Raw genomic sequence first — 13,414 nt, 5'->3', positions numbered from 1 at the left:
AGCGGCCCTGGGAGCTGCGATGGAATCGAAGAGCTTGGCCTCACCTACAGGAGACATTGGATGTCGATGAGCATGAAGCTGATGGGTGCTGTATTGATGGGCGGCATTGGCTTTGCTGGGGCCGCGTGGGCCGCGGGTGGGCCGGCGGACGCCCCCGCGTCGATCGCCGAAGAGGCGAAGAAGTTCGACTGCGGTAAAAAAGGACAGAAGCCCTGTCCGATGCAGGGCTGGATGAAAAAGGTGATGCAGACGGCGACCACGAGCGGAGACGGCGAGAAGATCGCCAAGGCGCTCGAGTACATCGCGTCGAAGCCGCCGCCCGGGATGAGCAAGTGGGTCGCCATCTCGAAGGAGGGCGCGGAGAAGGCCAAGAAGGGCGACATCGACGGCGCCAAGAAGAGCTGCGAGACCTGCCACGATCTGTACAAGGCGGAGTACAAGGCGAAGCACCGCGACCTCCCCTTCTGACGCTCCGCCCCGCTCTCCCCTCCTCGCTTTCCCCTCTCCCTGCTCGCACCGAGCCGCTTCCGCTCGCAGCCCTGGTGATATCCACCGGGGCTCGCGCCGGCCGTCGGGCGGCCGTGATCGCCCTCGACGCAGCGAGGGCCATCGGGACGCCCTTCAGGCCGTCGACGCGGCGAAGGCCATCAGGACGCCCTTCAGGTCGTCGACGCGGCGAAGGCCGTCACGCGGCACTTCGTGTCCTCGACAGGAGAGCGCGGAGCGCGGCGGGCGCGCCGATCAGCAGCCGTCCTTGCCGGCGGCGGCGCAGATCTCCTCGGGCGCGAGCGTCCGGCTCCAGACGCGGAGGCTGTCGATCAGCCCGTTGAACTCGTCTCGACCGGAGGGCTGCTCGGAGCCGATGTGAATCGGCTGTGCCTCCGTGGCGAGCACCGGCCCGGAGGTGCTCTGGTCGATCTGGACGCCGTTCACGTAGAGGCTCTGCGTGTGGCCGTCCGACAGACAGGCGATGTGCGTCCACTCCCCCGGGACGATGGGGTGAGGCACGTTCCTCTCGATGCCCATGGTGCAGCGGATCACGCCGCCTGGCATCAGGAAGAGGGACGGCTTTCCGTTGCTGTCGATGACGGTGAATCGATGGTGCTCCGGGGGGGAAGCCGGGTTGATCCAGACATCGATGGTCATCTCGGGGACGGTCCACGCGGCGTCATGGGGAAAGCGGAGGCTGCTCCCCCGCGTCAAGAGGAGCGCCTGCCCCTGCTTCCCGGGCGCGTAGCCCAGGTCGCGCGCGACCTCGGGGGTGAAGGCGTGCGCCGAGCCGTCGTCGGGATTTCCCTCGAACGCGAGGCACGCGATGAGCGACTCCGATGGCTCGCACAGCGCGACGGGGTCTTCCTCGGGCGGCTCGGGCGGCTCGGGCGGCGACGGCGGGTCGGGTTGCTCCGGCTGCTCGGGCGGCTCCGGCTGCTCGGGCGGCTCCGGCTGCTCGGGCGGCTCCGGCTGCTCGGGCGGCTCGAGCTGCTCGGGCGGCTCGAGCTGCTCGGGTTCCTGAGGGAGCTCGGCCTGGTCGGGTTGCCGGTGGAGCAGGCCGCCGGTGCCTGCGACGTCGAGGATACAACCTGACAACAACACGACGATCGCGCCGCCCAGGCAGCCCGTGAACCGGTGGACTGAAAAGAGCATGAACGAGGCTCCTACGGCTCGCCAGCGTAGCCCAAACGATCGCGTCATGTCACTGGGCCTCGCGGGACAATCTCGATTCATGGCGTCCGGGACCCTCGCCCGTCCAGGCGCGCTGCCCGCCCGTGGTGCCGTGAGGAGAGAAATGAACCGCAGCGCCGCAAGAGAGATCCGTGGCCCCGAGCGGCCCCTGTTCGTCGCGACCGATGGCAGGGGCCCGCCCCCGAATGGCGCCAGACAGAGACCACCGGGAGCCGGAGCGCAGGGCATCATCTGCAATGAGCCATGGAACATGCCCCGCGCCCGAGCTCGAATCCTCCCGGGAGGACGATCGATTGTCGGCATATCGTCGCTTTTCCAGGACAGTGGACGAGTCTGGGTTCCATGCTCGACCCCCCGCGCGCAACATGGCTGTATGTCGCGAGGCGCCGCAGGGCAAAGCGGCCGCGACAAAGAAAAGACTCTTGACTTTCTCCCCGTGCCTGCATGAGTATTCTATACTCTCTTGGCGGCCCTGACCCTCCTCGGCCGGCGCTCGTATCGAGCTTCAACGCGCGTAGACGGATGACGGATATCAGGGCAGTGGGACTGCCGATGTGAGCTTCTCGACGACATGAGCACTGGGTCTTGAGCATCGTTCGTGGGCAGGGGGCGCAGCCGCGCTGATTCGTCGGCGGCCAGGCCACATATCCCTCCTTGCCCAGGTGGCGCGGCGCCCGGCCGCGGCGGTCCCCCGGGCACATCCCCGCACGCGCGGGGCTGCGCGCTCCGCGCGTGGAGCGCAGACGTAAGCATCTTGCTTGAGCATCTCGCGGATTACTTTGCGGCTCAACCGGCCGCTCCAAGGAGAAAAACCATGCGTCTCACCAGCTCGCTGAGCTACGGCTCGGTCGCGATCGCGTGCTGCCTCCTCGCCTGCAGCGTCGGCTCCTACGACGACGAAGAAGACGAGATCGTGGCGCTGGAGAGCGATCTCAGCAGCGCAGACTCCACCCTGTCGGCGGTGCTCAGGATGCAGTCGCAGTGGCAGGGCGGGTACTGCGCGAGCGTGATCGTGAAGAACGAGAGCGCCAGTCCGATCAGCTTCTGGCGCGTGGTCGTCGCGCTCAACGGCTCCACCCTGGGCAACGTGTGGAACGTGACCAGCACCCCGTCGGGCGGCCAGTTCGCCGCCGTCCCTCTGGGCTGGAACGCCGCGCTGGCCGCGGGCGCCTCGACGGAGTGGGGCTTCTGCGGGAACGGCAGCGGAACGCCCACGATCGCGTCGGTCAGCGGCAGCGGGAGCGACGGCTCGACCTCGGCGAGCTCCAGCAGCAGCGCGTCGTCGAGCAGCTCCAGCAGCAGCTCGGCGAGCTCCGGCGCAGGCGGCAGCGGCGGCGCTGGCGGCAGCGGCGGCGCTGGCGGCTCAGGGGGCAGCGGCGGCGCTGGCGGCGGCGGCGGGCCCCTGGGGCCCCTGGGCGAGAGCTCGGGGCTCCCGGTCCCGCCCGGCGGCGGCGTGCCCAGGCCGTCGGGCGCGCCCGGGAACCTGGTCGTGCTCAACTGGGCGGGGTTCCGCGGCGCCGTCTCGTACACCTTCGACGACTCGAACTCGAGCCAGATCCAGAACTACGACGCGCTGAACGCGCTCGACGTGCCGTTCACCTTCTATCTCCAGACCGGCAAGAGCGAGTCCAGCAATCCGGTGTGGCAGAGGGCGCTGAGGGACGGGCACGAGATCGGCAACCACACGAAGAGCCACTCGAGCAACGACACCGGCGCGGACACCGACGCCGCGACGCAGTTCATCAAGAGCACGCTCGGCATCACGCCGTACACGATGGCGGCCCCGAACGGCTCGTCGGTGTACGCGAACATCGCCCGGACGCGCTTCCTCATCAACCGCGGCGTGGCCAACAACCTGATCGGCCCGAACGACTCGACCGATCCGTTCAATCTCCCAAGCTACATCCCCCCTGCCAACGCCTCCGCGTCGGTGATGGACCAGCAGGTCACGAGCGCGCGGACCGCCGGGAGGTGGCGCACCTTCTGCATCCACGGCTTCACCGGCGGCAGCGACGGCGCCTATCAGGCCATTCCGCTCCGGGCCTTCCTCGATCACGTCCAGCACACCAAGGATCTCGGCGACGTGTGGATCGACAGCATGGTCAACGTCGGCGCCTACTGGCGCGGCCAGAAGGTGCTCTCGTCGGTCACGCCCGCGACGTCCGGCAGCGACAGGACGTGGAGGTGGACCCTGCCGGCCAACTTCCCGCCGGGCAAGTACCTGCGCGTGCGGGTGGACGGCGGGACGCTCAAGCAGAACGGCGTCCCGCTCACCTGGGATCCGCACGGCTATTACGAGGTCGCGCTCGACGCGGGCGCGCTCACCCTGTCGCCGTAGCCGAGCGCGCCTGCTCGGCGCCTCTCCCGGATCGGGCGCGGTCGTGTCGACCCCGGCCGGGCGGACCCGGCCGGGTGCCTCATCGCGGCCCCCGCGGCGCGCGCCGGTTCGCCACCGCGACTTCGCCCGCGGGCGGCGCGGTCCCTGGCGCTCAGCGGAAGTCGTCGACGTTCATGTTGTACCGCTTCATCCACCGGTGCACCTGCACCCGATCCCGCCCGAGCACGCGCGCCACCGCGGCGACGTTCCCCTGGTGCTGCACCAGGAGCTGCCGCAGCGCCTTCTCCCCCGGGGCGGTCCGCGGCGGCAACGGCCCGTTCAGCCCGGAGGCGCCCTCGCCGTCCAGCGCCGCCTCGTCCTCCGGCGGCGCCGAGGAGGCGCGGCCCCCCCGCGCCGGCGGAGGCCGGGACGCCGTGCTCCGGACCGCGTAGGTCTTCATCCGGTCCCGCATGCTCTCCCCGAGATCCTCGAGATCGAGCGCGGCGCCCCGGTCCGCCGCGGCCCAGCGCTTGATGAGCGCCTCCACCTCTCGCACGTTGTACGGGAAATCATGGTGGAGCAGGCCCGCCATGAACGCCATGCTGGGCCGGACATCGGAGCGGCCGTAGCGCCGCGCCAGCGCGATGCAGAGCGAGAAGATGTCTTCCTTGCGCTCCCGGAGAGGAGGCAAGGTGATGCTGAGATCGTTCAGCCGGGCGAACAGGTCCGCCCGGAAGGCGCCTGTCTGCTGGAGCTTGTCGAGATCGCGGTGGGTGGCGGCGACGATCCGGACGTCGATCTGCTCGGGCTGCGTGGCGCCGAGCGGCGTGATCTCCTTCGACTGGATCACCCGGAGCAGCTTCGCCTGCGCCTCCGCGGGCATGTCCCCGATCTCGTCGAGGAAGAGCGTGCCCTGATGGGCCGCGCGGAGGATGCCCGCCCGGTCGCGGTCGGCGCCCGAGAACGCGCCGCGCCGGTGGCCGAAGAGCTCCCCCTCGACGAGGGCGGCCGGGATCGCGGCGCAGTTCACGGCCAGGAACGGCCCGCACCGGCCGCTCCACTCGTGGAGCTGCCGGGCGAAGATCTCCTTTCCAGTCCCGCTCTCGCCGCGGATCAGCACCGAGAGCTCGCTGCGCGCGACCTCGCGCAGCCCCGTGGCGATGCGCTGGATCTGGTATCCGCCGACGATCCGGCCCGTCGAGAAGCGCGGCCGGGGGTCCGGCGCGGCCGGATCATCGAGGTAGGCGCCGTCGATGCGGTAATGGGCATAGCTCTCGGCGTCGCGCTCGACGAACTTGAAGATGGCGTCGCCGATCCGGATCTCATCGTGGTGCGCGAGGGCCACCTCCGTCACGAACTCGCCGTTCCGGAGCGTGCCGTTGCGGCCGCCGAGATCGGTGAGCACCCACGCGTCGCCGCGCCGCTCGAACCGCGCGTGCTTCCGCGACGCGGCCCGCGTCGGAACATGAAACTCGGCGCCCGGATCCCGGCCGAGGACCGCGCCCCGCTCGGGCAGCGCGTAGGCAGGACGAATCTGCTCGTAGTTGTCGGCGTAGAGCAGCACGATGCCCGCACCTCCCCCCTCGCCATGCGGGACCGGCATGTAAATTTGCATCGACGCTGTAGTATCGATACCCTTCGGCCATGATCTGCTGTCGCTGGGCATTGCGCGCTGCGATGGTATCAAACACACATCCGGGAAGCGTAGAATTCGTTTCAGGCGTTGCCCGCGGAGCGGAGCGGTATCCGGATCGCCCCTCTCACCCACCCGCTGCCGAGCCCACCCATCTCCTCCCACCGCCTCCGCTCGGCGGCCTCGCGAGGCCATGCCGCAGCGCTCGTCGGGCGCGGGCCGAGGGGGCTCCGCGCGCCCGTCGCTCAGGACGTCGCGGAGCTCGGGGGCAGAACGCGAGCGGCGCGCGGTCCGTTGCTCGCCGGTCACCGGCGGTCGTCCGTTGCTGGCGGTCCGCTGCTCGCTGGTTGCGCGGTCCGCTGCTCGCTGGTTGTTGGGTGAATCACCCGCCGCGCGGCCGAGCAGCAGGACACCGCGCAATGCGCAATGAGCGATTGCGATCCGCGTGGCGTCAGCGCGGGCGATTGAACTTTGCAGTGGACGCGGGCTTGTCGAACCCGGTAGCGTTCTCCATTGTCGTGTCAGGTCCCCCTAGGACAGCTCGCGAATCCGCGCGGGACTGTCGATAGTGCGACACGATTCAAGCGGGAGGATGCAATGAGGTATCTCGCTGTGTTCGCCGTCGTGGGCGTGGTCAGCGCGCTCGCCCCCACGTCGCCGCCGGTCATCGGGCTCGATGCCACCGGGGCGCATGACTGTGCGCGTCAACAGGGCATCTGCACGGAGCCGTCCTCCGGGGAGCACCACGAGCTCCTCGTCTTCGTGGGAGAACGGCACCGCCCCGCGGATCGAGAGGCGCTCCCCGGGCGGTGAGGGGCGCTCCCGCGGCGCCTTGACGCGCGCGCGGCGGCTCAGGCGCTGAGGCGCGGGGCCGCGTCGCTGTCCGGAGGCCGCGCGTCGGCGCGGATCGCCTGCGGCCGGTCGTCTTCGGCCAGGAGGTCCGCGCCCCGCGCGACCGCGTACACGGCGCGGATCTGCGCCGCGGGCATGGGCTCTGGCCCGGGGTTGAGGAGCACCGCCCCGCCGTCGAGCTCCAGCGCCACCGGGATCGCGCCCCGCAGCTCGAGCGCTGCCCGCAGATCCTCGAAGCCCAGCGCGCCGCCCGCCTGCGCCGCCTCCTGTGCCTCGATGCGCAGGAACTCCTGCCCGCCCGCGCCGAGCAGCTCCTCGTAAAGGGACGTCACCCCCGGCACGAAGGCGCTGTGCACCATGAAGTAGTTCTTGATGCGCTCCGTGCTGACGAGGCTGAGCCGCAGCCGATCGGGGCCGGCGAAGCCGCACCTGCCCGCGTCGAGCAGGCTCCGCACGTGCTCGCCCTTGGCCACCGAGGTGAACTCCGCGAGCACGTGCAGCCGCCCGCCGTGCAAGAGCTCCCGGCTCTCCAGCGCCCGCGCGAAGCGGATGAGCCGCAGCGCGGTCCGCGCGTCGCGATCGAGCCCCTCGGGCTCGCTCAGGAACACCGCCGCGGAGGGCGGCGCCCCGCGCGCGGCGCAGCGCACCGCGAGCGAAGCGAGGTCGTGGCCCCGCTGCGTGTACACGGTGGCGCTGCCGCCGCGCACGAGCGGGACCGTCGCCCCCTCCGCGCCCGGCGGCGGGCTGTCCGGCGCGAACCGGAACCCGAGCGAGGCGAGCCGCTCCGGGAGCGGCATCCGCTCGTCGCCGCGCTCGCCGAGGACGAGCGTCACCTCGATGCCGGGGACGAACTGCGCGAGCGCGTGCAAGAGCGCGGGCAGCGCGGTGCTGTACCCCACGATCAGCACCCGCCCGAGGTGCCCGCGGCGCAGGCAGAGCCGCGCTGCCCACGCCCGCGCGGCGTCGCTCGGCCCGGCGGGCGCCTCGGCGGCGGCGATCCCGCGGCCCATGAGCAGCTCTCGCCCGTGGCGCCGCAGCGGCGCGTAGGTCGGCGTCACCCCGATGAGCCCCCGCAGCCGCCGCGCCGGCACCCGGTCCGCGCGCGCGCCGAGCGCCCAGGCCGGCGACCCCTCGGGCGGATCGAGCAGCGGATTCACCCACGGGACGAGCCCCTCCACGGACACGAGCTCGCCCTTCCCCCGCCGCGGCACCTCGTCCCCGAGGAAGACGCCCGTGAGGATCACCCGGTTCCGGTGGGCGGCGCGCGCCATGCGCGAGAACGAGATCTCGCCGCTCCCCGCCTCGCCGAGCGCGGCGATGGCCCGGATCTCGGCCTCTCCGAGGAAGATGTGGGTGTAGAACTCGGAGCCGTCCGCGGTCATGAGGTCGGTGTAGAGCGACTCGACGCCCGGCGAGACCAGGTGCTGGCACAGGAACAGCCCGAGGAAGCGCGGCATGTCGAGCGGATAGGTCCCCGGGCCGCCCACGGCCTGGAGGAGATCGCGGTTTCGGCTCTCGTTCACCTCCACGAACACGTGTCCCCTGCGGTTCTGCGCCCGGAAGGAGGAGAGGGCCATCGCGGTCAGGGCGTCGGCGTCGGGGCCGGCGTCGGAGCGCGCGAGGATCAGCGCGCGCTTGACCCCCGCGGCGCCGACGAGCGCGAGCGCCTCCGGCTGCGCGCCGTCGCCCTTCCGGTAGGCCACCCAGCGCATCCCCGGCGCGTAGAGGTACGCCGGCGGGTCGTCCTGGGTGCCGAGGAGCGCCATCCGCGGCAGCGCGTGCCGGGTCGGCGGGGGCCCGCGGTGGACGAGCCACTGCCACACCTCCGAGAGGCGGAGGCTCCGGAGCGCGCGGTGGCGCTCGTACAGCCGGACGAGCTCCTGCACCAGGAGCTCCGCCTCGTGCACGGCGCCGATGACGAGCGCGTGCCCCGCGTAGCCGACCGGCCGGCGCCGCGCCGCGCGCACGACCTGGTCGACCACGTTGGCGCCGATGCCGATGATGAACGAGGTCACGAAGACGCCCACCAGGGTGAGCCCGAGCGAGACCACGGCGACGGCGGGGTGCACCCGGAGGTGCTCGACGAGGTTGTCCGCGCTCTCGAGCTGCCGGAACGACCACCACATCCGGTCGAGGAAGGTGGCGTCGGGGACCGGGCCCCGGCCGTCGTAGTCGTGCGCGACCGCGAGGTGGCCGAGCAGGACGGCGGCGCCGAACGCGAGCCCCCAGACCGCCAGCGTGACGAGCCCGAACTGCTCGAGCAGCTCGCGCCGCGTCATGATGGCGTAGAGGTCGCGCGCGATCTCGCGCGTGAAGCGCAGGAGCAGGAACAGCCGCGAGAGCCGCAGCACGGGCAGCGCGGCCGCGGCGTGCGCGTCGAGGATCTGCTCGAGCGGCAGGAAGCTCAGCCAGGCGATGACGTCGACCGCGAAGAGGAAGACGTCGAGGCGCGGCCGCTCGGGGCCGAGCCTCCGCAGGAGGACGGCGCGCAGGAGGAGCTCCGCGCCGAAGATCCCGAGGAAGTACGGCCGGAGGGCGTCCTCGAGGTCCGGGGCGGGCAGCACCGAGGCGAGGATCAGGATCGAGAGCGCGGCCTTGACGGGGCGGGTCTCCAGCCCGCTGGCCAGGCGGAGGAGCAAGGGCGGGCGGGGCGCCATGGGGCGCGAGGATAAGCGACCTACTGGCGGCCGAGGTAGCTCATGAGCCAGGTCATGGCCGGCCGCATGGGGCCGTCGTTGGCCTGCTGAAGGCCCGTGTTGGCCCTCCAGGTGGCGCCGATGACGTGACCCCAGAGGGTGATGCCCGTGACCTTCGGGTGCGTGTAGAACATCGTGAACTGCTCCTCCATCACCCGCTTCTGCTGGTTGTCGTCCGCGAGGCCGATGTCGTACTCGGTGATGTGGACGGGCTTGCCCAGGGAGGCGAGCTGGTCGATGTACCGCTTCACCGTGGCGGTGTTGATCTTGTACGCGTCGTGGGCCTGCGCGCCGAGGGCGTCGACCGGGGCGCCCGCCTGGATCACCGCCCTCGCGATCTTCATGAAGTTCTGGTGGTCGGCCTCGTACTCGATGTTGTTGTAGTCGTTGAGGATCAGGACCGCGTTCGGGCAGAGCTCGCGGGCCCACTTGAAGGAGTTGACGATCCAGTCATAGCCGCTGGCGCCGTCGCCGCCGATGGCGTTCTTGTAGGAAGGCGTGGTGTGGGGCGGCGGCTCGTTGACGACGTCGATGTACTTCGTGTCGGGGTAGCGCTGGCAGAACGCCTGCATCCAGTCGCGCACGGCCTGCCGCTGGTCCGCCGCGGAGAGCTGCGTGATCCAGGTCGGCTGCTGGCTGCCCCACACGAAGACGTGCTGCTTGAAGATGATGTTGTTCTGCTGCGCGAACTGGTAGATCCGGTCGAGCGCGCTCCAGTCCCGCTGGCCCCGGGACCGCTCGACGGAGCCCCACTTGCCCTCGTTCTCGGGCGTGATCTGGTCCCAGTGCCGCTCGAAGCCCCTCTCCACGGCGTTCCTCGTCGTGATGTTGCCGACGAACTTCTCGCCAGGCGTGCCGCCGCCGCCGGAGCCGCCGCCGCCCGAGCCGCCGCTACCGCCGGAGCCTCCGGCGCCGCCGCTGCCGCCGGAGCCGCCAGCGCCGCTGCTCGTCGAGGAGCTCGATGAGGTGCTCGTCGAGGAGCTGCTCGTGCTGGTGCTCGAACCTCCGTTGCCGCCGCCGTTGCCGGTGCCGGTGACGGAGACGAGCGTGGGCACCCCGGCGCCGTTCGCGCAGAAGCCGAACGACGCCGTGCCGCCGTTCTTGGCCACTGTCCCGTTGTAGTCCACGTTGACGGCGCTCAGCTGCCCGTTCGACTGGGTGATGGTCGCGTTCCACCCGTTGCTCATCGTCGCGCCGTTGAGCCCGACGACCACGCGCCAGCCGGTGGTCGCGCGCTCGCCCAGGTTCTTGATCGTCACGTTCGCGCAGTATCCATTGTGCCACTGCGACGGAACCGTGAGCGTCGCCTCCGTCCCGCCATCCTGGCTGACCACCCCGGAGCTCAGCGAGTCGCTGTCCTCCTCGTCGAGGGGCTCGACGGTGCAGGCGACCAAGCAGCAAGCCAGCGAGGCCAATGAAGCAGCGAAGTAACCAAGCAAGCGATGGGTATACATCAAGGTTCTCCTGGTCGGATCGGCCGACCCGCGGGCGTCTGTTCGAGACGAATAATTAAACCAAGGATGCGCCCGCGAGCGCTGCCGGTCCATGAGTTGAATCCACGATTCCCGGTCAGCGCTCTCATATCACGGTTATGCCGATCAGCATGCCTCCTTTGTACGCCGAACGTCAAAGCGGCCGCGGGGGCGACCCTCGCACACAGCCGCCTTCCCTGCGCGAAGGGGCGAACACGGGATCATGCCGGCAATACAGCGGCGCGGTACGCGCTGGCCACCTGAGGAATCATGGCCATGTCAATCCGCCCTCCCGGGAAAGGCACGACGACTCGACAATTCATCCATGGGACGACCGGGCACCACGGCAGTCCGACGCTTCGCCTGGAGCGCAAACACTCCATGACACCGGACAGGCGGGGAGCCAGGCGCGCGGGGCCGCAGGGCTGCGCGCACGCGCGCCGTTCCACGTAGGCCACCGCGACGCGCTGCTCGAGGTCGCGCCCCTGCTCGTCGACCGCGGGGCCGTGGCCCGCGCGGCGGCCGCGGCGGCGGCATTCGCGGAGAAAGTCGAGGGCCAGGGGGATCGCGGCGATGTTCGCGAAGAACTCGCGGAGAGATCCAGGGCCAGGCATTGCAAGACAACGACCAGCGCCATCCTACTTCCGGAACGGCTGAGCCTGCCCTACAGTCCGGCGATGACTTGCTCCGCCGAGCCCCTGTTCCAGCCGCTGCAACTGCTGCGCCTCACCCTGCGCAGCCGCATCGTCATGTCGCCCATGACACGCCAGTTCTCCCCCGGCGGCGTGCCCGGCCAGAACGTCGCCGACTACTACCGTCGCCGCGCCGAGGCGGGCGTGGGCCTGATCGTCGCCGAGGGGACCGGCATCGATCACCCCTCGGCGATCGGCAGCGACGCCCCGGGGGAGAACAACATCCCCGTGCTCCACGGCGAGGCCGCGCTCGCGGGCTGGAAGAAGGTGGTGGACGGCGTGCACGCCGCGGGCGGGATCATCTTCCCGCAGCTCTGGCACATGGGCGTGCTCCGCGTCCCGGGCACCGGCCCCTCCCCGGACGCGCCGTCCTCCCGCCCGTCGGGCCTCTGCGGCGTGCGGATCGGCGCCCATTCCCTGCGGCCCGAGGTCGTGGAGCGGCTGCTCCCGCCGACCGAGCCGATGACGGACTCCGAGATCGCCGACGTGATCGCCGGCTATGCCCGCAGCGCGGCCAACGCCAGGGCCGTCGGCTTCGACGGGATCGCGCTCCACGGCGCCCATGGCTACCTGATCGACACCTTCTTCTGGGAAGAGACCAACAAGCGCACGGACCGCTGGGGCGGCGATCGAGTCGGCCGCGCGCGCTTCGGCGCCGAGGTGGTCAAGGCCGTCCGCGCGGCGGTCGGCCCCGACATGCCCATCATGCTCCGCTACTCCCAGTGGAAGCAGCAGGACTACAGCGCCCGGCTCGCCCGCACCCCCGGGGAGCTGGAGATGCTGCTCGGGCCCCTGGTGGACGCGGGCGTGGACGTGTTCGACGCCTCGACGCGCATCTTCTGGAAGCCGGCGTTCGAGGGATCCGACATGACGCTCGCCGGCTGGACGAAGAAGGTCAGCGGCAAGCCCTCCGTGGCGGTCGGCGGCGTCGGCCTGTCCAAGGACCTGCAGACCGGCTTCGCCGGAGGCACGGTGTCGGTGAACAACCTCGATCAGGCGATCACGCGGATCGAGCGCGGGGAGTTCGATCTCCTGGCGGTCGGCCGCTCGCTCCTCGTCGATCCGGAGTGGGCGCTCAAGGCGCGCGAGGGCAAGCCGTTCAAGCCGTTCAGCGTCGAGCCGTTCAGCCAGCTCTATTGACGATGAGCGCCTGCATCGATGGTGTCGGAGGGTGTTGCTCGGGCAGGGCGGTTGAGCGGCCATCGCCCGGTTGCAGCGCGCCGACGACGGTGCGACGGACAGCGTCGCCATGAACGAAGAGCGGATCATCTGGATGCACCCTGACGCCCCCGTCACCATCCCATCGCTGGTGCAGGACTTCACGGCGCTCGGCGTCCAGCCCGGCATGACCTTGCTGGTCCACTCCTCGCTGAGCAAGCTCGGCTGGGTCTCCGGCGGAGCGGTCGCGGTGATCCTGGCGCTCGAGGAGGTGCTGACGCCCGAGGGCACGCTGGTGATGCCGACCCACTCGGCCGGCCTGTCCGACCCGGCGCTCTGGCAGGATCCGCCCGTGCCCGAGGCGTGGTGGGCGCCGATCCGAAGGACCATGCCGGCCTACGACCCGGACCTGACGCCGACGCGGCAGATGGGCGCCATCCCCGAGACGTTTCGCAAGCAGCGCGGCGTGCGCCGCAGCGCGCACCCGCTCATGTCGTTCGCCGCCTGGGGCCGGCACGCCGAGCTGGTGACGGCGAACCACGGCCTCGCGTACGGCCTCGGCGAGGGCTCGCCGCTCGGGCGCGTCCACGATCTCGACGGCTGGGTGCTGCTGCTCGGCGTCGGCCACGGCAACAACACCTCGCTCCACCTGGCCGAGCACCGCGCCGACTACCCGGGCAAGCGGCCCGAGGTGCGCCACGCGCCCGTCCTGATCGACGGAGCGCGGACGTGGGTCGCCTTCGACGACATCGCGATCGACAGCGCGGATTTCGAGCAGATCGGCGCGGATTTCGCGAGGGATACCGGCCAGGAGCGCCGCGGTCACGCCGGCGACGCCGCCGCCCTGCTGATGCCGCAGCGGGCGCTCGTGGACCACGGGGTCGCCTGGATGCAGCGAAATCGGAGGTAGG

The 13,414-nt window shown here is 70.9% G+C and carries 9 protein-coding genes; 5 read left to right on the top strand and 4 right to left on the bottom strand.

What is annotated here, in order from left to right:
* Nucleotides 1-66 precede the first annotated feature (66 nt).
* Nucleotides 67-468, top strand: a complete 402-nt coding sequence (locus WMF31_RS05825; protein ID WP_436600979.1) for a hypothetical protein — start codon at nt 67-69, stop codon at nt 466-468.
* A gap of 273 nt (nt 469-741) precedes the next feature.
* On the opposite strand, the gene WMF31_RS05820 is transcribed toward WMF31_RS05825, so the two are convergent.
* Nucleotides 742-1,644, bottom strand: a complete 903-nt coding sequence (locus tag WMF31_RS05820; RefSeq protein WP_436600978.1) for a LamG domain-containing protein — start codon at nt 1,642-1,644, stop codon at nt 742-744.
* Nucleotides 1,645-2,497: 853 nt separating this feature from the next.
* Here WMF31_RS05820 and WMF31_RS05815 point away from each other — a divergent pair.
* Complete coding sequence (locus WMF31_RS05815) at nt 2,498-4,021, top strand: cellulose binding domain-containing protein (RefSeq protein ID WP_436600977.1); 1,524 nt, start codon at nt 2,498-2,500, stop codon at nt 4,019-4,021.
* A 151-nt stretch (nt 4,022-4,172) separates the two neighbouring features.
* Here the strand turns inward: WMF31_RS05815 and WMF31_RS05810 are convergent, their stop codons facing one another.
* Entirely contained in the window at nt 4,173-5,615 is a 1,443-nt protein-coding gene (locus tag WMF31_RS05810) for a sigma 54-interacting transcriptional regulator (protein ID WP_436600976.1), read from the bottom strand.
* 615 nt (nt 5,616-6,230) lie between these two features.
* On the opposite strand from WMF31_RS05810, the gene WMF31_RS05805 reads away from it, so the two are divergent.
* On the top strand, nt 6,231-6,446 hold the full coding sequence (locus WMF31_RS05805) for a hypothetical protein (RefSeq protein WP_436600975.1): 216 nt from the start codon (nt 6,231-6,233) through the stop codon (nt 6,444-6,446).
* Nucleotides 6,447-6,484: 38 nt separating this feature from the next.
* On the opposite strand, the gene WMF31_RS05800 is transcribed toward WMF31_RS05805, so the two are convergent.
* Nucleotides 6,485-9,142: a hypothetical protein gene (locus WMF31_RS05800; RefSeq protein WP_436600974.1), complete on the bottom strand. Its 2,658-nt coding sequence runs from the start codon at nt 9,140-9,142 to the stop codon at nt 6,485-6,487.
* A 20-nt stretch (nt 9,143-9,162) separates the two neighbouring features.
* Complete coding sequence (locus WMF31_RS05795) at nt 9,163-10,635, bottom strand: endo-1,4-beta-xylanase (RefSeq protein ID WP_436600973.1); 1,473 nt, start codon at nt 10,633-10,635, stop codon at nt 9,163-9,165.
* A 695-nt stretch (nt 10,636-11,330) separates the two neighbouring features.
* Between WMF31_RS05795 and WMF31_RS05790 the strand changes: the two genes are divergently transcribed.
* Together WMF31_RS05790 and WMF31_RS05785 are read left to right on the top strand one after the other, a co-directional pair.
* Nucleotides 11,331-12,485 (top strand): NADH:flavin oxidoreductase, encoded by a 1,155-nt coding sequence (locus WMF31_RS05790; protein ID WP_436600972.1) that lies wholly within the window; start codon nt 11,331-11,333, stop codon nt 12,483-12,485.
* 109 nt (nt 12,486-12,594) lie between these two features.
* A complete protein-coding gene (locus tag WMF31_RS05785) occupies nt 12,595-13,413 on the top strand; it encodes an aminoglycoside N(3)-acetyltransferase (RefSeq protein WP_436600971.1) in 819 nt (272 codons plus the stop codon).
* Nucleotide 13,414 lies beyond the last annotated feature (1 nt).

The organism is Sorangium sp. So ce1036 (assembly GCF_051369805.1).
In the GTDB taxonomy this organism is placed as follows: domain Bacteria; phylum Myxococcota_A; class Polyangia; order Polyangiales; family Polyangiaceae; genus Sorangium; species Sorangium cellulosum_F.
This window is presented reverse-complemented; position numbering and strand designations above follow the sequence as displayed.

Bases quoted from the DNA above. Each gene is read 5' to 3' on its own strand.
- WMF31_RS05825 (WP_436600979.1), top strand. From the start codon at position 67: ATGAGCATGAAGCTGATGGGTGCTGTATTGATGGGCGGCATTGGCTTT.
- WMF31_RS05820 (WP_436600978.1), bottom strand. From the start codon at position 1,644: ATGCTCTTTTCAGTCCACCGGTTCACGGGCTGCCTGGGCGGCGCGATC.
- WMF31_RS05815 (WP_436600977.1), top strand. From the start codon at position 2,498: ATGCGTCTCACCAGCTCGCTGAGCTACGGCTCGGTCGCGATCGCGTGC.
- WMF31_RS05810 (WP_436600976.1), bottom strand. From the start codon at position 5,615: ATGCAAATTTACATGCCGGTCCCGCATGGCGAGGGGGGAGGTGCGGGC.
- WMF31_RS05805 (WP_436600975.1), top strand. From the start codon at position 6,231: ATGAGGTATCTCGCTGTGTTCGCCGTCGTGGGCGTGGTCAGCGCGCTC.
- WMF31_RS05800 (WP_436600974.1), bottom strand. From the start codon at position 9,142: ATGGCGCCCCGCCCGCCCTTGCTCCTCCGCCTGGCCAGCGGGCTGGAG.
- WMF31_RS05795 (WP_436600973.1), bottom strand. From the start codon at position 10,635: ATGTATACCCATCGCTTGCTTGGTTACTTCGCTGCTTCATTGGCCTCG.
- WMF31_RS05790 (WP_436600972.1), top strand. From the start codon at position 11,331: ATGACTTGCTCCGCCGAGCCCCTGTTCCAGCCGCTGCAACTGCTGCGC.
- WMF31_RS05785 (WP_436600971.1), top strand. From the start codon at position 12,595: ATGAACGAAGAGCGGATCATCTGGATGCACCCTGACGCCCCCGTCACC.